This is a genomic window from Sphingomonas canadensis (genome assembly GCF_026013525.1).
Lineage (GTDB): Bacteria > Pseudomonadota > Alphaproteobacteria > Sphingomonadales > Sphingomonadaceae > Sphingomonas > Sphingomonas canadensis.
In genome coordinates this window covers 97,881-117,074 of the sequence record NZ_JAPDRA010000003.1, presented here as the reverse complement: position 1 = coordinate 117,074, position 19,194 = coordinate 97,881, and the positions used below count along the sequence as shown (strand labels likewise).

Annotated in this window: 28 protein-coding genes; all 28 read left to right on the top strand. The window is 69.2% G+C overall.

The window, feature by feature from the left end:
- Positions 1-110: 110 nt before the first annotated feature.
- The 28 genes from OM513_RS08140 (at position 111) to OM513_RS08005 (ending at position 19,174) form a co-directional block, all read left to right on the top strand.
- Positions 111-371 carry a hypothetical protein gene (locus OM513_RS08140; protein WP_264943673.1) on the top strand — a complete coding sequence of 87 codons (261 nt, stop codon included), beginning with the start codon at positions 111-113 and terminating at the stop codon, positions 369-371.
- A complete protein-coding gene (locus OM513_RS08135; protein ID WP_264943672.1) occupies positions 368-904 on the top strand; it encodes a hypothetical protein in 537 nt (178 codons plus the stop codon). The genes OM513_RS08140 and OM513_RS08135 overlap by 4 nt, the downstream gene beginning before the upstream one ends.
- A complete protein-coding gene (locus OM513_RS08130; RefSeq protein ID WP_264943671.1) occupies positions 897-1,379 on the top strand; it encodes a hypothetical protein in 483 nt (160 codons plus the stop codon). The genes OM513_RS08135 and OM513_RS08130 overlap by 8 nt, the downstream gene beginning before the upstream one ends.
- Positions 1,360-3,351, top strand: coding sequence for a transposase domain-containing protein (locus OM513_RS08125; RefSeq protein ID WP_264943670.1), 1,992 nt, complete (start codon positions 1,360-1,362; stop codon positions 3,349-3,351). The genes OM513_RS08130 and OM513_RS08125 overlap by 20 nt, the downstream gene beginning before the upstream one ends.
- A gap of 42 nt (positions 3,352-3,393) precedes the next feature.
- Positions 3,394-3,684, top strand: coding sequence for a hypothetical protein (locus tag OM513_RS08120; protein WP_264943669.1), 291 nt, complete (start codon positions 3,394-3,396; stop codon positions 3,682-3,684).
- Between the two features lie 66 nt (positions 3,685-3,750).
- On the top strand, positions 3,751-4,716 hold the full coding sequence (locus OM513_RS08115; protein WP_264943668.1) for an AAA family ATPase: 966 nt from the start codon (positions 3,751-3,753) through the stop codon (positions 4,714-4,716).
- A complete protein-coding gene (locus OM513_RS08110; protein WP_264943667.1) occupies positions 4,713-5,126 on the top strand; it encodes a helix-turn-helix domain-containing protein in 414 nt (137 codons plus the stop codon). The genes OM513_RS08115 and OM513_RS08110 overlap by 4 nt, the downstream gene beginning before the upstream one ends.
- Positions 5,123-5,869 carry a regulatory protein GemA gene (locus tag OM513_RS08105; RefSeq protein WP_264943666.1) on the top strand — a complete coding sequence of 249 codons (747 nt, stop codon included), beginning with the start codon at positions 5,123-5,125 and terminating at the stop codon, positions 5,867-5,869. Before OM513_RS08110 ends, OM513_RS08105 begins: the two co-directional genes overlap by 4 nt.
- Positions 5,866-6,084: a hypothetical protein gene (locus OM513_RS08100; RefSeq protein ID WP_264943665.1), complete on the top strand. Its 219-nt coding sequence runs from the start codon at positions 5,866-5,868 to the stop codon at positions 6,082-6,084. Before OM513_RS08105 ends, OM513_RS08100 begins: the two co-directional genes overlap by 4 nt.
- Positions 6,084-6,308, top strand: a complete 225-nt coding sequence (locus OM513_RS08095; RefSeq protein WP_264943664.1) for a hypothetical protein — start codon at positions 6,084-6,086, stop codon at positions 6,306-6,308. Before OM513_RS08100 ends, OM513_RS08095 begins: the two co-directional genes overlap by 1 nt.
- The gene (locus OM513_RS08090; RefSeq protein ID WP_264943663.1) at positions 6,305-6,571 is read left to right on the top strand and encodes a hypothetical protein; all 267 of its coding nucleotides are present in this window, start codon (positions 6,305-6,307) and stop codon (positions 6,569-6,571) included. Before OM513_RS08095 ends, OM513_RS08090 begins: the two co-directional genes overlap by 4 nt.
- Positions 6,568-6,966 (top strand): hypothetical protein, encoded by a 399-nt coding sequence (locus OM513_RS08085; RefSeq protein WP_264943662.1) that lies wholly within the window; start codon positions 6,568-6,570, stop codon positions 6,964-6,966. Before OM513_RS08090 ends, OM513_RS08085 begins: the two co-directional genes overlap by 4 nt.
- A gap of 132 nt (positions 6,967-7,098) precedes the next feature.
- Entirely contained in the window at positions 7,099-7,725 is a 627-nt protein-coding gene (locus OM513_RS08080) for a peptidoglycan recognition protein family protein (RefSeq protein ID WP_264943661.1), read from the top strand.
- A gap of 1 nt (position 7,726) precedes the next feature.
- Positions 7,727-8,122, top strand: a complete 396-nt coding sequence (locus OM513_RS08075) for a hypothetical protein (protein ID WP_264943660.1) — start codon at positions 7,727-7,729, stop codon at positions 8,120-8,122.
- A 58-nt stretch (positions 8,123-8,180) separates the two neighbouring features.
- Positions 8,181-8,339 carry a hypothetical protein gene (locus OM513_RS08070; protein WP_264943659.1) on the top strand — a complete coding sequence of 53 codons (159 nt, stop codon included), beginning with the start codon at positions 8,181-8,183 and terminating at the stop codon, positions 8,337-8,339.
- Positions 8,336-10,225: an SGNH/GDSL hydrolase family protein gene (locus OM513_RS08065; RefSeq protein ID WP_264943658.1), complete on the top strand. Its 1,890-nt coding sequence runs from the start codon at positions 8,336-8,338 to the stop codon at positions 10,223-10,225. Before OM513_RS08070 ends, OM513_RS08065 begins: the two co-directional genes overlap by 4 nt.
- Positions 10,226-10,228: 3 nt before the next feature.
- Complete coding sequence (locus tag OM513_RS08060) at positions 10,229-10,957, top strand: hypothetical protein (protein WP_264943657.1); 729 nt, start codon at positions 10,229-10,231, stop codon at positions 10,955-10,957.
- Positions 10,954-11,142: a hypothetical protein gene (locus OM513_RS08055; protein WP_264943656.1), complete on the top strand. Its 189-nt coding sequence runs from the start codon at positions 10,954-10,956 to the stop codon at positions 11,140-11,142. The genes OM513_RS08060 and OM513_RS08055 overlap by 4 nt, the downstream gene beginning before the upstream one ends.
- Positions 11,142-11,630, top strand: coding sequence for a hypothetical protein (locus OM513_RS08050; RefSeq protein WP_264943655.1), 489 nt, complete (start codon positions 11,142-11,144; stop codon positions 11,628-11,630). Before OM513_RS08055 ends, OM513_RS08050 begins: the two co-directional genes overlap by 1 nt.
- Complete coding sequence (locus OM513_RS08045) at positions 11,623-12,030, top strand: hypothetical protein (RefSeq protein ID WP_264943654.1); 408 nt, start codon at positions 11,623-11,625, stop codon at positions 12,028-12,030. Before OM513_RS08050 ends, OM513_RS08045 begins: the two co-directional genes overlap by 8 nt.
- Positions 12,027-12,329 (top strand): hypothetical protein, encoded by a 303-nt coding sequence (locus OM513_RS08040; RefSeq protein ID WP_264943653.1) that lies wholly within the window; start codon positions 12,027-12,029, stop codon positions 12,327-12,329. The genes OM513_RS08045 and OM513_RS08040 overlap by 4 nt, the downstream gene beginning before the upstream one ends.
- Positions 12,330-12,331: 2 nt before the next feature.
- Positions 12,332-12,901 carry a DUF3486 family protein gene (locus OM513_RS08035; protein ID WP_264943652.1) on the top strand — a complete coding sequence of 190 codons (570 nt, stop codon included), beginning with the start codon at positions 12,332-12,334 and terminating at the stop codon, positions 12,899-12,901.
- Entirely contained in the window at positions 12,901-14,601 is a 1,701-nt protein-coding gene (locus tag OM513_RS08030) for a hypothetical protein (RefSeq protein WP_264943651.1), read from the top strand. Before OM513_RS08035 ends, OM513_RS08030 begins: the two co-directional genes overlap by 1 nt.
- A 152-nt stretch (positions 14,602-14,753) precedes the next feature.
- Entirely contained in the window at positions 14,754-16,463 is a 1,710-nt protein-coding gene (locus OM513_RS08025) for a DUF935 domain-containing protein (RefSeq protein WP_264943650.1), read from the top strand.
- Between the two features lie 15 nt (positions 16,464-16,478).
- Positions 16,479-16,703, top strand: coding sequence for a hypothetical protein (locus OM513_RS08020; protein ID WP_264943649.1), 225 nt, complete (start codon positions 16,479-16,481; stop codon positions 16,701-16,703).
- Positions 16,700-17,371, top strand: coding sequence for a hypothetical protein (locus OM513_RS08015; protein WP_264943648.1), 672 nt, complete (start codon positions 16,700-16,702; stop codon positions 17,369-17,371). The genes OM513_RS08020 and OM513_RS08015 overlap by 4 nt, the downstream gene beginning before the upstream one ends.
- The gene (locus tag OM513_RS08010; protein ID WP_264943647.1) at positions 17,368-19,068 is read left to right on the top strand and encodes a phage minor head protein; all 1,701 of its coding nucleotides are present in this window, start codon (positions 17,368-17,370) and stop codon (positions 19,066-19,068) included. The genes OM513_RS08015 and OM513_RS08010 overlap by 4 nt, the downstream gene beginning before the upstream one ends.
- Positions 19,043-19,174 (top strand): hypothetical protein, encoded by a 132-nt coding sequence (locus tag OM513_RS08005; RefSeq protein WP_264943646.1) that lies wholly within the window; start codon positions 19,043-19,045, stop codon positions 19,172-19,174. Before OM513_RS08010 ends, OM513_RS08005 begins: the two co-directional genes overlap by 26 nt.
- The last annotated feature ends 20 nt before the right edge of the window (positions 19,175-19,194 follow it).

Genomic DNA, 19,194 nt, shown 5'->3' with positions numbered 1-19,194 from the left:
GGCAACGCGCCAGCGTGCTGCCGAAACGCGATCCCCGCGCTGCGCGCCGAGGTTGAGGCGGAGGCCAGGCGCCGGGCGGACAGCCGGGCCGCAGCAGCGGAGGGCGTCCGATGGCCGGTAAGCTGTCCTTCCCTCAGGAGGCGATCGTGCCGGGCCTGTGGCGCGGCGAGGCGGGGACGATGGACGCGCGCTCGCTGGCCGGGCTGCGCACGCGCGGGCTGGTGGAGCGGGAGCCCGGCGAGGACGGCCAGCCGGAGCTGACGCTGGAGGGCCTGAAGCTCGGCGCGCTGCTGCATGCCGAGGACAACACCCGCCGCCTGGAGGCGCGGCGCCAGTTCCGGTTCCTGACACGCGGGATGCGCTACGTATGAGCAAGAAGCTCGTTAGTTCTCTCGCGGCTTCCGTCGCGCAGATGTTCGTGTTTCAGGGCGCGGACAAGATCGATTGCGGGACACACGACAATCGTTGTCGAGAGCTCGCGATAGCAGCGCTCATCCTGATGACGCACGAGACCAGCCCGCTACGTCGTAGCGTCGCGGCGGCGCTCATCGACTTGATCGCCTCGACCGCGGCGATCTGGCCATATGATGGCTTGCTAATCGACAAGGCGCAGGTGGGCCGTGTCCGCGGCCTCTGCGAGGACTTCAAATCTATCCTGTCGGAATGCGTCGGAGACGATGGGGCCTCTGGGCCTTTCCCGCCAAGAATAGAGTGGCCCGAGGATTTTGAAGACATCGTCCTAATGATGAAGCGGCTCGCCGGTGTTTCAACAGATTGTGGCCTGTCGCAATTCATGGGCAAGAGCCAGTCTTGGCTGGCGACAAATCGCAGGCGCGGTTCGGTGCCTCAGAAGGCGCTGCTGGAGTTCGAGCGCCGGATCGGCGGGGGATTTTCCCATGCCTAAGGCGCGCGCGCATCCCGATCAGCTCGGCTTTGACTATGCCGTGCCCGCCCGGCCGAGCGCGCCGGGATCGCTGGCCGGGCTGGAGCGCCAGATCAACGAGATGGTCGCCACAATCCTGGCGACCGAGATGCTGGAGGGGCGCCGCCGGGAAGTGATCGCCGCCGAGATGAGCGTATTCCTGGACGAGGAAGTCAGCCGCGCGATGCTCGACGCCTATTCGAGCCCGGCGCGTACCGAGCACAAGGTGCCGATGAGCCGGGCGCTCGCGCTGGTCGCGGTGACCGGGCGGCTGGACCTGCTCGATCCCGTGCTGCGCCGGATCGGCGGCGCGGTGCTCGATCAGAACGAAGTGATGACGGCGCAGATCGGCCACCTGACGCGCGTGATCGACCATGCTCAGGCCGAATTGCGCACGCTGAAACGGCACGCGCCGACAATCAGAACGGGGGGGAAGCGTGGCAAGTCGCGCCGCTGATACGGATTTCTGCACGGCGAACGACGCCGCCCCGCGCGACTGGTTCAGCGCGGCGGAGCTGGCGCAGCTCGCGCTGCCCGGCATGCCGGCAGACAAGCGCGCGATCAACCGGCGCGCGGCCGAGGAACGCTGGACGGCGCGCAGCGGCCCCGATGGCGCGCTGCTGGTGCGGCCCCGCCAGGGCGCGCGCGGCGGCGGCGTGGAGTATCACGCATCGCTGCTGCCGCCGGCCGCGCTGCTGGAGCTGGCGCGGCGCGGGCTGACCGGCCAGCGCCCGGCGCCCGCCGCCGCCGCGCAGGACGGAAGCTGGGCCTGGTACGAAACCCAGGGCGCGGCCGTGCATGCGGAGGCGGAGCGCCGGCTGGCGATCGTCAACGCGCTGGAGCTGCTGACCGCATCGGGCATGACGCGCACCGCCGCCGCGGCCGATATCGCGCGCCGCCATGGCGTGGGCAAATCGACGCTGTGGAGCTGGCTGTCGCTGGTGGACGGCGTGGCCGCGCACAACCGGCTGCCCGCGCTGGCGCCGCGCCGCGGCGGCGGCGGCCAGGCGGCGGAGATCGATCCGCTGCTGTGGACGATGTACAAGTCCGACGTGCTGCGGGCGGAGAAGCCCACGCTGACGAGTTGCTACGAGCGCGTCGCCGCCAAGGCCGCCGAGATCGGCCTCTCACTGCCCTGTGAGAAGACGTTCAGCCGCCGTCTGCGGCGCGAGGTGGACCCCGGCATCCTGAAGCTGCTGCGCGAGGGGGAGGAGGCGCTGCGCCGATCCGTCCCCGCCAACCGCCGCACCGTGGAGAACCTCCACGCGATGGAGGTGGTCAACATCGACGGCCACAAGTTCGACGTGTGGGTGGTCCCGCCCAAGGGCGGCAAGCCGATCCGCCCGATCATGGTGGCGATCCAGGACGTGCGATCGAGCAAGATCGTGGGCTGGCGCCTGGGCGAGACCGAGAGCACGGCGCTGGCCCGGCTGGCCGTGGGCGACATGATCCGCGAGTTCGGCATCCCCAAGCGCATGACCTGCGACAACGGCCGCAGCTTCGCCAGCAAATGGTTCACCGGCGGTATCGCCAACCGCTTCCGCTTCACCGTCCAGGAAGACGAACCGACCGGGCTGCTGACCGCGCTGGGCATCGACGTGAACTGGGCGATTCCCGGCCGCGGCCAGAGCAAGCCGATCGAGCGCGCCTTCCGCGACCTGGCCGACCGGGTGAGCCGCGCCCCCGAATGCGCGGGGGCCTATACCGGGCCGAACCCGATGGCCAAGCCGCACAACTACGGCAGCCGCGCCGTGGCCTGGGAAGAATTCCGCGAGCATGTGGCGCGGTGCGTGAAGGCGCACAACGCGCGGCTGGGCCGCACCGGGCGCGACTATGCCGGGCGCAGCTTCGACCAGGTGTTCGCCGCCACCAGCGTGGAGATCGGCCGGGCGACGGCCGAGCACATGCGCCTTGCGATGCTGGCGCACGAGCGCGTGCGCGTGGACCGGCAGACGGCCGAGGTGCGGCTGTTCGGCAACCGTTACTGGGCCGAGGCGGCGCACCGGCTGGCCGGGCAACTGGTGACGGTGCGCTTCGATCCGGACAACCTGCACGGCCAGGTCCACCTGTATGACGGCCCCCGCTACCTGCTGACCGCGGACCTGATCCACGACAGCCCTTGGGGCACGGCGGAGGATGCCAAGAAATCGGCGAAGCGCGTGGCGGATTACCGCCGCCGCATGCGCGACGGGGCCGAGGCCGAGCAGCTTCTGACCGCCGAGGAGCTGGTGGCGCTGCGCCCGGCCGATCCGGACGATGCGCCGCCGATGCCCGATAACCTGCCCATCCGCCCGCACCGCTGGCGCGGCAACGCCGCCCCCGCGGCGAAGCCCGCCCGCGCGCGCCCGGCGGAGGCGGCGGTGCCCGCACTGCCCGAACAAGGAAGCAAGGTGCTGAGCCTGTTCGGCCGCCTGCGCCTTGACGACTGAACGCGCGCCCGGCGCGATCCGGGCATTGGAAGGAGAAAGGCCATGCCGGCCGAATTTGAAACCGATCTCGATCCCAAGACGGGCTGGCCGCGCGTCCGCTTCAACTTCGCCAACGGCTGGTCCGCCTCGCTGGTGATCCGCGTCGGCACCAATGGATTCGACGCGCAGATGGCGAGCGTCGCCGCCTGCCCGACCGGAGAGTGGGGCACGGGCCAGACGATCCTCGGCCCCACGGAGGCGACCGCTGACGAGGCGCTGGCGTGGATCGATCAGGTCCGCCGCGACTGGACTGCCATCACCGCGAATCCGGCCTTCGAAACCGAGAAGGTCTGATCCCCAAGGCCGCGCGCGACTGGTCCTCGCGCGCGGCCGACTCTCTCAAGCAAAGGAACGCATAGCATGACTGAGGACGAAAAGCCCCACGCCGACTATATTGAAGAACAGCGCGCCTGGCTGAAGACGCACATGGCGCAGCTCGCCCTCACCTGGCCGGAGGTCGCGTCGCGCACCGGCATCAAGCAGGGAACGATCAGCCAGTTCGGCGGGAAGAACGGCTATGGCGGGCGCGAGCTGCCGATCGCCGAGGCCGTGCAGCGCTATCGCGATCTGCTGGTGGCGCGCGACACGGTGCATATCGATGCGCCCGAAATCCCCGACTATTTCGAAACGCAGACCAGCGCGGAGATCGTCAACCTGCTGCACTGGTGCCAGCGGGGAAAGATGGTGTCGGCGCCGCTGGGCTCGGGCCTGGGCAAGAGCAGCTCGGCCGCGCACTTCCGCGCGCTCTATCCGCACATCTACATCGTCACGATCTGGCCGTCGCACGGCAGCCCGGGGCCGATGCAGATCCGCGTGCTGGCGGCGCTCGGCGTCAAGAACGCCACGGGCTCGCCGGCCGCGCTGTCGCAGATGATCTGCGACAAGCTGTCGGCGATGCACCGACCGGTGCTGATCTTCGACGAGGCGCAGCACCTTACCGTCAAGTCGCTGGAGGAAATCCGCGGCATCCATGACGAGACCGGCGCCGGCATCGCGTTCTTCGGCGATCAGCGGCTGGCCAACCTGATCGCCAACGGCACGGGCAAGAGCGACCTGCCCCAGCTCCGCCGCCGGGTGAAGTCGATGGCGGCGCGGGTGCTGCCCTATGCGCAGGACGTGGCCGCGCTGGCGAGGGCATGGGCGATCGACGATCCCCGCGCCATTCGCGAGCTGGAGCAGATCGCACGCAAGCCCGGCGCGCTGGGGCTGGCAACGCAGGTGCTGGAGGTGGCGGCGATGCTGGCGTCGGCCGACAAGGCGCCGATCGGCCTGCCCCATTTGCAGGAGGCGGCGGCCGATATCCTGCGCCGGGACGTAGCGGCATGAGCGCCGCCCGTGCAATCATCGTCGTGGTCGAGGGCGAGGGCCAGCTTTCGCTTGCTCTCTCTGCGATCAATGCCGCGCTTGTGGCGCCGGAGCTGAAGGTCTGGCGCCCGCGCCCGGTGATCGGCGATCTGATCGATCTGGCTGCGCGCGAGACGAATCTGCCGGTGGCCATGATCTGCGGACAAAGCCGCGATCCCGCGGCCGTCCGTGCCCGTCAGGCGATCTGCTGGGTGGCGCATCGCCGATTCCACCGGTCGCTGAGCCAGATCGGCGTGCTGCTGGGCGGGCGCGATCATTCGACGATCCATAACGCTGTGGACCGCGCCGACGCGCGCCGGACGAGAGAGCAGGATTTCCTGACGCTGACCGAGCGGATGAGCGCGGCGGCAAAGCCGGAGATTGCACTATGACCCGCATGATTTCCGGCGCCGCCATCTTCGGCAAGTCGCGGGCGCGCGCCGATCACATGCCTGGGCGCGAGGCGCCGGCGAAGCCCGGGGCTTCGAAGCATCGCAAGCTGATGCTGGCGAAGATCCATATCGCGCGCAGCGACCTGCGCCTTTCGTCCGACGATTATCAGGGCATCCTGTACGACATCGCCGGGGCGACCAGCGCGGCCGATTGCAGCGACGCGCAGCTTGGCCGGGTGCTCGATCACTTCAAGGCGCGCGGGTGGAGGCCGGCCACGCCCGCCGGCCGCGGCGCGCGCCCGGCCGATCATCCCGCGGCAAACAAGGCGCGGGCGCTGTGGATTTCGCTGCATCGCCTGGGCGAGGTGCGCCAGCCGGGCGACAAGGCGCTGGAGGCGTTCGCGCGCCGCCAGCTCGGCTGCGAGCGCCTGCAATGGGCCAACCAGTCGATGATGTACCGCGTGATCGAGGCGCTGAAGGACATGGCCCAGCGCGCCGGCTGGGACCAGAACACCGCCGGGTTGCGGCCCGAGGCCGTGCCGGTCGTGCTGCGCCGCCGGCTGGTGGAGGCGATCCTGGGCAGGCTGTGGGCGAAGGGGCTGGTGCCCGCCCACTGGGATATCCGCCGCGCCGCCTGGGAATTCGCGGGCATGGAGATCGAGCTGATGCTGGCCACCGCCAGCGAGCTGGACGTGCTCGCCAAGGCGCTGGGCGACACGCTGCGGCAGGGAGGCGGGGCATGAGCATGCGGGATGCTTACAGGAAGGTGATCGATGCCGCGCCTCGGCGGCTGCGCAGGGGAATCGCCATCTATTTTGCCGTTAGGGCGCTCGATCATGTGGCCAAAAATTCGATGCTGCCTGCTCAGGCTCGCTACGCGAAGGAAGTCGCGGATATCGCCCGCCCGTTCGTTCCTGCCGAGGTGACCGACCTCTTTAGAGAGGCGGGGGCAGAATGATGCCCCGCGCCCTTCGCGCCTTCGCGCCTTCGCGTGAGAACCTGAAACAGGGCTATGCCCCACTGTATCGTGCCGGCATGGCCTGTCCCGGCTGCGGCGCGGGTCACTGGATCGTCGGCCGGGCCAGCGCCGAATGCGCGTCGTGCCACACCGCCATCCCGCTGGCGCCCGCCCAGGCGGCGCCGGCGGCGATCGGCTATCCGGCGTGGAGCCGGCGCCCGTGATCCGGGTCTCCGATCACTTCATGCTGCGCTACTTGGAGCGCGTGCAGGGCATCGACGTGCCCGCGCTGCGCGAGGCGCTGGCCGAACGGCTGGCGCGCGCGGCGGAGGCGGCGGAGGCGCTGGACGCCGAGGAATATGCGATCCGGCTGGATGGCTGGCTGTACCGGGTGCGCGGCGGGACGGTGACCACCATCGTGCCGGATCATTCCGCCAGCCGCCGCGCCCGCGCGATCCGGCGCCGCAGGGCGCGCGCGGCCGGATGAACGTGCATCGCCCCGCCAACGAGCGCCGCGAGCTGCTCGACGAGATCGCCGCCGTCATCGGCCAGGCGAACGTCGACAAGCTGATCGAGCGGCTGGGCGGATCGAAGGTCTATGTCCCCAAGCTTATGCCGGCCAACCACGAGATCGCCGTGGTGATCGGGCTGCGCGCCGCGACGCGCCTCTCCGAATATTTCCACCTGCGCTACCTGGACCTGCCCAAGGCGCATGCGCGGCGCCAGCGCGCGCTGGACGCCGCGCTGAACCCGCCCGACGGCATGACATTGGCGCAGATCGCGCTGGCCTATGACTATACGGAGCGGCACCTGTACCGCATGATCGCGGCGGCGCGGACGGCGGGCGACCAACTGGACCTGTTCGGCGGCGATCCCGCCTGAGGTTCGGCCCACCTGACATATGTCAGGTTAGAGGACCGGTCCCGCCCGGCCCATAGAATCGCCCATGAGCACCGGCGATTCCTGCATCCTAGACCGGCCCGCGGCGGCGGGCAATTGCGGCGGGGCCGCGTGATGGGCGGCATCGCCATCGCGCCCGGCCTGAGGCTGTATCCGCGCAGCGCCTGGGGCGCCGACGCGCGGCTGCCCCGGCTGGGCCATGCGGTATCGCGCGAGGCGTGGACCAGCGTGTTCATCCACCACACGGTAATGCCCGATCGCGACGCCACGCCGAACCTGTGGGAGGGCGAGGCGGAGATCTTCGCGATGATGCGCTCGCTCCAGCGCGCGCGGCCTGACCTGGGGCTGGACGTGCCCTACAGCTTCGTCGCCTTCCTGATGGCGGGCGGCGGGCTGGCGATATGCGAGGGGCGCGGCGAGGACCGCAGCGGCGCGCATTCGGTGGGCTATAACGGATCGGGGATCGGCATCGCCTTCGCTGGCGATTTCGAGAACGGCGCGGTCGCGCAGGCGGAAATCGCCGCGCGCATGCCGATGCTGTCGGCCTTCCTGGGATGGCTGCGCACCGATGCCTCGCACCCCGATTACCGCCGCTTCGTGCCGATGCGCCGGCTGGGCAGCCGCCGCCCGCCGCCGGAGACGGGCCGCGCCGTGTTCGCCCATTGCGACATCAAGGCCACGGCCTGCCCGGGCAAGAAGCTGCTCGCGTGCCTGGGCGCCGTGACGTTCGGGGAGGTGTGACATGGTGGCCGCCGCCGCCTGGATCGCCGCCGCGCTGGTGCGGCGCAACGTGCCCGCCGCATGGGCGCGGCCGATCGCCTGGGCGCTGCTGGCGATCGCCGCCGCGCTGCTCGCCTGGCTGGCCGTCGCGCTGGCGCTGCGCGCGATCACCGGCGCGCACGACGCGCGCCAGGCGGCGGACCAGCGCCAGGAACAGATCGAGCGGATCGGCGAGGCGGACGGCGACCAGCTCCGCCGCGACCAACAGGCCGAGGCGGCCCAGGCCAACCTGCAAGGAGCAATCGAGAATGCGATCGAGGCGAACCCGGAAGCTGCCGGCCGTGCTGGCGGCCCTGCCAGCAATGCTGCTCTGCGCGAGCTGCGGGAGCGGCAGCAGCGCGCCGCTGAGCGCCGGTAGCCGCCCCGCGATCGAGCGCGTCACGCCGCCCGCGCGCACGCCGATCCCAGCGCCTGCGGTGCCGTGCCCCGACGATCCGGCGCAGCGCTGCTGGAGCGATGCGCAGATCGCCGAGGTGATCGCCGGCCAGGCGAAGGACCTGGACGATCGCGACGCCCAGCTCTGCTGGCTGCGCATCTGGTTCGGCTATCCGCCCTGCCCGGAAGCCGGCCGGTGAGCGTATTCGATTCCCCGACGCCCGGCGCCGATGCCGTGCGCCTGGCCGAGGCCGAGACGGCGATCACCGCGCTGGAAACGCAGGTGGCGGCCAACGCCACCAGCGCGGGCGCGGCCGTGGCGGCGGAGGTGACCGCGCGCCAGGCGGCCGACGCCGCGCTGACCACGGCGCTGAATGCCGAGACCGATGCGCGCGCGACGGCGGATCAGGAGCTTGCCGACCAGATCGCGGACGAGACCGCGGCGCGCGTCGCAGGGGACGCGCTGACCGCGACCAAGGCGGCCCAGGCCGACGCGAAGATCGCCGAGCTGGAAGACGTGCGCGTGGACATGGTGGCCGCGCAGGAAGGCGCCGAGGCGGTGGTTGCCGCCGGCGCCACCATCCTGGCGGCGAAGGATACGGCGGTGGCGGCGGAAGCCGGGGCGGTTGTGGCCGCCGCCTCCGCGGCGGAAACGGCCGCCGAATTCTCGGATGCCTTCGTCAACGAAGCTGTGCCCGATGCAGCCGAGCGGCGGATGTTCGCGATCCGCAACCGGGCGGGCTTCGTGATGTTCAGCCTGTGGCAGACGGCGGACGGGTTCTCGCTGCGGGGGCCGTTCGGCCAGTGGGATCTGGCGGGGGATGGCGGCAGCCTGCTTGCCGCGAACGGCGCCGGGATCAGTTCGTTCGAGCCGGGCGACGACTATGTCTTCCGCGTCGTCAACCGGCTGGGTTTCGTTCTGTTCAAGATCGACAAGACCGGCGCGCTCGTTGGCCTGAGCGATCAGGTGGCGGAGGCGGTAGCGGCCGCGGGCTTCGCGCCCAAGGCATCGCCCGCCGCTTCCTCGCTGCCCACGCACACGGACGGGCGCGGGCTGCATGCGCTGCGTGGCAAGCTCGCCAAGATCCTGCAATCGGGCGCGGGCCGGGCGCGGATCGCGGTGACCGGGGATAGCTGGACCGAATATGTGGCCATCCCCCAGCAACTCGCCACCTGGCTGCGCACGCTCTATGGCGATGCCGGGGGCGCCTGGCTGTCGGTCCAGAACCAGTCGGGCGGCCCCTATACGCTTGACAGCGTGACGTTTTCGAAGTCGGGCTGGACCAGCTATGACGCATCGGCCGATGGCGCGCCCGGCACCAACGGCTGCGCGCCGGATGGAATGCGGATCAGCACCACGGGGACCAGCGCCACGCTGAGCTATGGCGCGGTGCCGTGCGACAGCTTCAAGATTTTCTACAAGGACACCACGGGCACGTTCCGCTGGCGCGTCGATGGCGGATCGTGGACCACGGTTACCGGCGGCGGCACCGATGCGCTGGCCGCGGTGACGATCAGCGGCCTTTCCGCGGGCACGCACGGGTTCGACATCGATTGCACCGGCAACGCGGGCACGGTGGTGATCTATGGCGCGCATGCCTCGAAAGCCGCAGGTGTGGGCGTCGAGATGCTCAAGATGGGCAATGGCGGGCTGGATGGCACGATGCTGGCCACTTTCGCCAGCAGCTATATCCAGCCGATCGCGACGTCCATCGGATCGATCGACGCGGTGATCGTGATCATGAGCACCAACGATTACCGGCGTTCGGGCACCACGCCCGAGCTGCTGGTTGCGGCGCTGGGCGATCTGGTGACCGCCTATCGCGCCGCGAACGCGGACACGGGCTTTATCTTCGTGGCCCCGGCACTTTCGGGCGGAACGGTGGTGACCGCGCAGAGCGCATATCGCGACGCGATCTATGACTTCTGCATCGCGGGCGGCCACGAGTTCCTGAACATGCACGATCTGTGGGGCTCCTACGCCAGCGAGAACGGCGCGGGCATGTGGACCGACAGCCTGCACCTCAACAACATCGGCGCCTATCGCCTCGGCCGCGAGCTTTCGCACCGCTTCCTGGAGTTCTGACGCATGGACCTGATCGTCAACGATGACACCATCCTGTATGCTGCGGACGAGCTTGTCCTTCCCGGCACGCTGAATGATGGGCTGGTGTTCCTGCACCTCTGCACCGACACGGTGGCGCGCGCGGCGAAGAACCGGGCCGCCGGGCAGGTAGACGCGAGCGTGGTGGGAACGCCGGATGACGGCGCCGGGTATCTGTCGTTCCAGGGCGTGACCAAGCAGCTCGTCACCGCGCTGAACGAAGCGGCGGCGATGACCTATGCCACCGTCTGCAAATCGGCCGCCGGATCGCTGAGCGGCACCGGGCGGCCTATCTTCGTCGGCAATTTCGGCGAGACGACGCTGACCGGATGTTCGCTCTATGCCAGTTCGAACGCGCAATTGACCGCGGCGGCGCGCTATACCAACGGCACGCCGGTCACCCGCACTTGTGTGATCAGCGACACCCCCGCGAACTGGGGGCTGCGCATGGCCTGGGCGGACGATACGGAGGTGTGCGCTGCCAACGTCACCGCGGCTACCGTTGGCACGCCGACCGCGGGCGGAAGCGGGTATACGCGCCTCGTCAACGGCCAGCATGTGCGCATCGGTGGCGGATATACCGCCACCAGCTTCAATGGGGTGAACGATCAGGTGCTCGCGGCCGGATGGAACCGCGTGCTGACATCCGATGAGCGCACCGCCTTCCACGCCTGGTCGCAAGTGATCGCCGCGTCCGTGGGCATCACGATATGAGCGCGGTCGTGCATCTGATGGCGCTAGCCGCGGCGTGGGTGCTTATCACCTGCGGGATCGCCCTATTTGTCGGCAGTCTCAATGCAACGGATGATCGCTTGTCGAAACGCTGGTGGCGGCTGGCATGGATATTTCTGACCGCAGGCATGGCGCTGGTTGTCCTATCGATAGGATGGCCGCTCTGATGGTGCCGCTGCTCACCCTCGCGCTCGATCGCGCGCGCGACGATCTGGGGCCGATGGCGCCGCCGGTGGCGGTGGCGCTCAGCTCGGCGGGAAGCTTCGTCGTGGTGCCGGGGCCGGAGCTGGTGATCGTGTTCGGCGTGAGCGTGCCCGTGCTTTCGGCCGGGCTGGGGGTGCTGGGCGTGGTGCTGGGGCTGCTGATGGCCCCGGCGCCGGCCGCGCCGATCGGCGCCAGGCGCACGGCCGCGCTGTGGGTTTCGCTGATCGGGATCGAGCTGGCGCTGGTGGTGGCGTGCAGCGCGGTGGCGGGCAAGGCGCTGCTGCCGCTGGTCGCCATGGGCTGGGGCATCGGCCTGGGCTGGAGCGGCCTGGCCGTGGCGCAACTGCTGGCGGAGCAGGTGCTGGGCGGCATCCGGCGCGTGACCGGCGCCTTCATCGAATGGGCCGCCGCGCGCGCGGGCGGCGGGGGAAAGGACAAGGCGGATGAGTGACTGGCTTCAGCTCATGGTGGCGGGCGTGATCGTGGGCATGGTGGTGTTCGCCATCCTGCGATCCGGCCAGCGCAACCCGGAGAGCACCGGCAGCCTTTCGCGGCAGATCAACAAGCTGTTCGCCGAGGTGCGCGGCATCAAGACCGAGATCGAGAGCAAGGCATCCAGCGCCGACGTGGCCGAGCTGCGCGTGGAGCTGAAGCGCGTCGAGAAGGAAGGCGCCTCCGCCGCGGCGCTGACCGGGCTGGAGGGGCGGCTGCTGGCGATGGAGGAGCGCATCCGCGGCCAGGGCGAGACGCTCCAGGCGAAGATCGACGGGATTGCCGCCGCCACGCACCGCACCGAACAGATGATGCAGCGCATGGACCATATCCTGATGCAGAAGGCGCTGAGCGAATGAACTACGCCGAGGAAACCGACGCCATCCGGCGCCTCGCCATCCTGAAGCTGCTGATCGAGGACGGCGGCCAGGGCAACGATTCGACGCTGCTGACCGCGATGCGCGCGATCGGCCACGTCCAGTACATGGACCAGCCCGCGATCCGCCGCCTGATGCGCGAGCTGGCGGAGCGCGATTGCGCCACGGTGGAGATGGTGCGCGACACCGTGATGGTGGCGCGGATCACCGAGCGCGGGCGCATGGCGGCGGCGGGCCACGCCGCGATCGGCGGCATCGCCAGCCCGCACGCGGGGCTTTGACGATGCGCGCGCCCGGCCGGCGCCGGCGATCGACGGTTGACCGGCTCGATCCCGAGATCAAGAAGATGATCGCGGATCTGCGCATCGACTTCGGCTGGACGATCGACGAGATCCTCACGAAGCTGCGCGAGCTGGGCCAGGGCGAGATATCGCGCAGCGCGCTGGGCCGTCACGTCAAGTCGATCGAGGAAGTCGGCGCGCAGCTCCGCCACAGCCGCGAGATGGCGAAGGCGCTGATCGAACAGGTGGGCGACGCGCCCGAGGACCGCGTGGCGGACCTGAATATCGAGCTGCTGCACGCGATGATCCTGCGCCTGGTGACCGCCACCAACGACGAAGGCGACGGCCAGCCGGTGACCTTCGGCCCCGAGGACGCGATGTTCCTGGGCCGCACCATCCAGTCGCTGGCGAGCGCGCGGAAGACCAACGCGGAGATGATCTTCAAGGTGCGTCAGGAGACGGCGAGAGCTGCAGCCAAAGCGGTCGATGCCGTCGCGAAGGACGTGCCCGCCGGGCTCACGCGCGAGACCGTCGACGAGATCAAGCGCCGCATCATGGGGATTGCGGCCTGATGGCTCTCTCGACCGGTCAGCTCGAACGCATGCTCGACGAAGGCGTGCCCGTCAGCCAAGAAGAATGGGCAGCCTATCGCGCGGCATCGATGCAGCAGCTCCCGGACTATCTGCTCGGCAAAGCACTCCCCGATGTTCTGATGACCTTCCAGAAGGAGCTGCTGTCGGCATGCTCCACTTATTCGATCGTCGGTGCCGATAAGGGCCGGCGCACGGGAGCTACCTGGGCGGTCGCGGGGCAAGGCGTGCTTACGGCCGGGGCGGCGGTCAACGCCGGCGGGATGGATGTGCTCTACATCGGCTACAACCTCGATATGGCGCGCGAGTTCATCGACACCTGTGCCATGTGGGCGCGGGCGTTCATGCCGGCCTGCAGTGAGGTGGGCGAGTTCCTGTTCCACGATGCCGGCACCGATGGCGCCGAGGATAAGTTCATCCAGGCATTCCGCATCCGCTTCGCCTCGGGCTTCGAGATCTGCGCGCTCTCCAGCCGGCCGCGGTCACTGCGCGGTCGTCAGGGCTGGATCATCCTCGACGAGTTCGCTTTCCACGACGACGCCGAAGGCCTGCTGAAGGCGGCAATGGCGTTCCTGATCTGGGGCGGGAAGATACTCGTGATCTCCACCCACAACGGCGCTGACAATCCGTTCAACCTGTTCATCCAGGACATCCGCAAGGGCGAATATGGGGCGGCCGCAAAGGTCGTTCGATGCACGTTCGACGATGCGGCGCGCGACGGGCTCTACGAGCGCGTGTGCCTGCGCCGCGGCATCCAGTGGACGGCCGAGGGCGAGGCAGCCTGGCGAGAGATGGTGCGCAAGGCTCATCGCGCCAATGCGGCCGAGGAGCTGGACTGCATCCCCGCCCAAGGCAGCGGCGTCTATCTCAGTCGGATGTTGATCGAAGCATGCAGCGTACCGCCGGATAAGGTGTTCACGCTGAGTTGCCCGCCCGGCTTCGAGCTGCAGCCGCTGCATAAGCGCGAAGACTATGTCCAGTCCTGGCTGGATCAGGAGATCGCGCCCGAGCTGGCCGCGCTCAACCAGAATCTACGGCACGCCTTCGGCCAGGACTTCGCGCGCACCGGCGATGCGTCGATCTATGTCCCCCTCGCAATCGAGCCCGACCTCACGCGGCGGGCGCCGTTCGTGATCGAGATGCGCAACGTCCCCTACGAGCAGCAGAAGCAGGTAGTGATCTGGGTTACCAAGCGCCTGCCGCGCTTCGTGGGTGGCAAGATCGATTCGGGCGGCAACGGGGGCTACCTGGGCGAGGCTGCAGTGCAGGAGTTCGGGCCGAGCCTGATCGAGGCAATTCAGCTCAGTCAGGCCTGGTATGCCGAGTGGATGCCGAAGATGAAGTCGGCCTTTGAAGATCGACGCATCTCGATCCCCGCAAACGACAACCTCGTCTCCGACCTGCGCATGATCCGCATCGTGCGCGGGATCCCTATGGTGCCGCAGGGCGAAAAGAACGAGGGCACTGACGGCCTGCCGCGCCATGGCGACTTCGCGCCTGCGCTGGCGCTGGCGAACGCAGCGACGTTCAACGAGCCGCAGATGATCGCCCATCAGTCCGTGCCCAAGCCCGATCCCCTCGGTGAGCGGCGCGGGCGCGGCGACGACGATGGCTTCGCGATGCGCCGCGGCGCCCGGCCGGTGCAGCATGGCCGGTTCGGCGGCGGGGGCGGCGCATGGTGACTGGGACCCGGCCAAAAGGAACCCTTCGATGAACAAATGGGATCTCCCCATCCTCACAACCCGGCGCGAGTTGGCACGTCGAACGCTCCGCGATCTGTATGGTGGGTTCGCGTTCGGCGTCACTCTCGCAATCTTGATCGTGAGCCTGCTCCGTGGCTGACGCCTACGATCCCTATGCCCCGCCGCCGCCGCCCGTGCTGGTCGACAGCGCCGGCCGTCCGCTGCGTTCCGCCGCGCCGATCCTGACCAAGGAGATCGCCGCGCCGGTGATGACCGGCACGCGATCGATCGTCACCGGCCATCCGGCCGAGGGGCTCGATCCCGCCGGGCTGGCGCGCATCCTGCGCCAGGCGGAGGACGGCGACGCCACCGCGCAGCACGAGCTGGCCGAGCAGCTTGAGGAGAAGTGGCCGCACTATCGTTCGGTGCTGCGCACGCGCAAGCTGGCCGTGGCGCAGTTGCCGATCGAGGTGGAGGCGGCGGGCGACACCCCCGAAGAGGAAGCCGACGCCCAGTTGCTGCGCGACTGGCTGAAGCGGCCGACGATGCAGGCCGAGCTGGTCCATATCCAGGACGCGCTGGGCAAGGGCTTCAGCGCGACCGAGGTGATGTGGAACCTGGCGGAGACGCCCTGGCTTCCCGAAAGCCTGCAATGGGCGGACCCGCGCTTCTTCGAATATGACCGGGTAACCGGCCGCCGCCTGCTGCTGAAGGGCGGCGTGAGCGGCATGGCGATGATGGCGGAGGAGCTGCCGCCCTACAAGTTCATCGTCCACGAGGCGCAGGAGAAGTCCGGCCTGCCGATCCGCGGCGGCATCGCGCGGGCGGCGGCCTGGTATTATCTGTTCCTGAACTTCACCATCAAGGACTGGATCACCTTCCTTGAGGTGTACGGGCTGCCGCTGCGCGTCGGCAAATATCAGAACGGCACCAGCGAGGCGGACATCCGCAAGCTGGCCCAGGCCGTGGCGCAGATCGGCAGCGACGCGGGATGCGTGATCCCGCAGTCGATGCTGATCGAGTTCATCGAATCGGGCGGCGCCGCGAGCAACCCGGAGATGTTCTCGCGCTTCCTCGCCTGGGTGAACGACGAGATCAGCAAGCTGGTGCTGGGGCAGACCAGCTCGGCCGACGCCAAGTCCGGCGGGCTGGGCACCGGCCAGGCCGACCTGCACGGGGAGGTGCGCAAGGACATCCGCGATTTCGATGCGATGCTGCTGTCGGTCACGCTGACCAGCACGATCGGCAAGTGGATCGTCCAGTTCAACCGCGGCCACCGCAAGCGCTATCCGATCATCCGCGTGGGCGAGCCCGACGCGGTGGACATGGACCGCGAGCTGAAGGCGATCGACAAGGCCGTGGAATATGGCGTGCCGGTGGGCATGGGCCATTTCCGCAAGGTGACCGGCGTGCCGGCGCCGGAGGATGGCGAGGAGCTGCTGGTTCCGCCCCGGGCCGCTCAGGAGCCCCAGAATGGCGATCCGCGCGGCGGAGGCATCATTCCGCCGCAAAACGCGGCAAGCCGCCTCTCAGACCCTCTCAAACCGAAAATCGGGGCTGATCCGGCCGGACCCGCAGGTGCCGTCGCCGCCGCCGCCCAGGACGCGCCGCGCGAGCCCGACGCGATCGACCGGCTGGTGGACGATGCGATCGCGGCCTCGGGCGGGTTCGGCGACGCGATGATCGCGGGGGTGGAGGAGCTGATCTCCGGCGCCGCCAGCCTGGAGGAGGTGCGCGAGATACTGGCGATGCGCGCGGGCGATGCGCTGGCGGCGATGCCGGCGGACCAGTTCACCGAGCTGCTGGCGCGCAGCAGCTTCGCCACGCGCCTGGCCGGGCTGTTGCAGGAGCCGGGCAAGTGACGGGAGCGCGGCGGCATGGCGATGCAGCACGGTGAGGCGCGCCCGGCGGCCAGGCTGACCGCCGGGCAGGTGATCGCCATCCGCCGCGCGCTGTTCGCTGCCGATCCGGCCGGCGGCCCGCGCCCCTCGCAGGCGGCGCTGGCGCGCGCGCATGGCGTGTCGGGCGTGACGATCCACCGGATCAAGACGGGCGAGAGCTGGAAACATGCCTGGCCGCCGGAAATGGCGGGGCGGCCATGACCCCGCGCATCCTGATCGGCTGTGAATATTCGGGCACTGTGCGCGAGGCGTTCCTGGCGCGGGGGTTCGACGCCTGGTCGTGCGACCTTCTGCCCGACGAGCGCGGCAGCAACCGACATATCCGCGGCGACGTGCGCGATATCCTGCACGATGGCTGGGACCTGCTGATCGTGGCGCACCCGCCCTGCACGCGGCTGTGCAACAGCGGCATCTGTTGGCTGACGCACGCGCCAAAGGGAAAAACACTTGCTCAGGTGTGGGCCGATCTCGATGAAGCGGCCGCATTGTTTTCTGACCTGTGGAACGCGCCGATCGAGCGCATCGCGATTGAAAACCCAGTGATGCACCGCCACGCTCGCGAGCGGATCGTCAACTACGAGCCGCCCGCGCAGATCGTGCAGCCTTTTCAGTTCGGGGACGAGCACCAGAAGAAGGTGTGCCTTTGGCTGCGCGGCGTTCAGCCCTTGCGGGCAACGAACATCGTGAAGCTGCCTCCGCCGCGATTTTGCGTCCGCCGATCGGGCCTGCGCGCCGGCAAGCGCTACAACTACCATTTCCATCAGGGGAAGTCGGGCCATGAGCGCTCGCGTTTCTTCCCAGGCATCGCCGCCGCCATGGCCGACCAGTGGGGCGCCGAGCTGCTGGAGCAGATGAGGCTGGCCGCATGAGCGGTCCTGACGAGCTGCCCGGTGCGGGCGTGGCGCCGGCCGAGGCGGTCGCGTTCTTTCGCCAGAAGGGCTACCGGATCGGCTTCAACTGGCAGGACGTGTGGCAGGGCGAGCATGCCCGCGCGTTCACCGTCGCGAAGGCGATGCAGCGCGACCTGCTGGAGGATATCCGCGAGCAGGTGGACCGCGCGATCGCCGAGGGCATCGGCTTCGACGAATTCGTTTCCACGCTGCGCCCCAAGCTGGAGGCGCGCGGCTGGTGGGGGCGCAAGCGGATGATCGATCCGGGAACGGGCCGGGCCGAGATGGTCCAGCTCGGCTCCGTCCGGCGGCTGCGCACGATCTTCGACACCAACCTGCGCACCGCCTATGCCGCCGGGAAATGGGAGCGCATCCAGCGGACCAAGGCAGCGCTGCCCTACCTCGAATATTCGAGCATGGAGGACGGGCGCGTGCGGCCCGAGCATGACGCATGGGACGGCACGATCCTGCCCGTCGACGATCCCTGGTGGGACACGCATTATCCGCCGTGCGACTGGAACTGCCGATGCACCGCCGTGCAGCGATCGGCGGGCATGCTGCGCCGCCAGAACAAGGCGGTGACCACGGAGCCCGCGCGCAACGGCGACGTGCCCTGGACGAACAGCCGCACCGGCGAGACCGGCGTGAACGAGGCGGGCATCGGCAAGGGCTGGAACTACAATGTCGGCAAGGAATATCTGCGCGGGCTGGCGCCGCGGCCCTGGCCGGATGGCACCGGCGGCGAGCCCCCGCGCCAGGCGCCGCCCGCGCCGACGAAGGCGCAGCAGGCGATGTTCGATCGCTTCACCGCGCATTTCGGCGTGGCGCCCGGCGGCGAGGCGATCTGGCAGGACAAGGAGGGGCATCCGCTGGCGATCGGCCGCGGCTGGTGGATCGGCGAAAACGGCGAGACGCGCCTGCCCGCCGCCGGCGGCGTGGCGATCGACCGGATCGCGCAGGCGATCGTCGAGCCGGACAAGATCACCGAAGCCTGGGCCAAGGCGGCTGACGGGCGGGAGATCCCGGTGCGAAGATACACCCGCACGCAACTGGGCGTGACGACGATTGTCGAAGTGGGCGGCGGTGTCTGGCGCTGGGTGGCCGGGCGCGGCGCGATCGAGCAGACCCGCAGCGCATCGGTAACCGTGCTGACCACGGCGCTGAGCCGCGACGAGCGGGAGGCGATCGCGAGCTATACAGGCAGCGGATACCTTGCGATCAACGCCTATGCGCGGGATCTGCCCGATCACGATGCCGACGAAGCGGACATGGAGGCCGCCGCCTGGGAAGCGCGGGTGCTGGACCGTGCGATCGCGAAGGGCAGGATCGCCACCGAAGTGGTGCTCTATCGCACCTTGACCGGCCCCGCCGTCGAATGGCTGGAATCACACGATCCCCGCCCCGGAGGGGTTTTTTCCGACCCGGGCTTCACGAGCACCGCCAAATCGCCGCATGTGGCGGACAACTGGGGAAAGAGCGCTCCCGCCCGCGTCACTTTGGAAATCCGGGCGAAGCGTGGTATTGTCGCGCTCGACGTCACCGACACTTCTTCGCAGGGAACGGCGGAGTATGAGGTGATCTTCCCGCGCAATGCGGTGTTTCGGGTAACGGGCTACAATGAAGAACGCGGATATCTCCAGGTCGAAGCGGTTGCCCAAGACGAGGCAGCCGATTGAGACGCGCGTCATCTGTAACGATCCGCACGGCATGCGGTTCTCCAATGCCGATGCCCATGGTCCGATCCTGCTCGGCCCGCGCAAGGGCCAGATCCCCGACGATTGAAGCTGCCCGGCAGCTGGTCC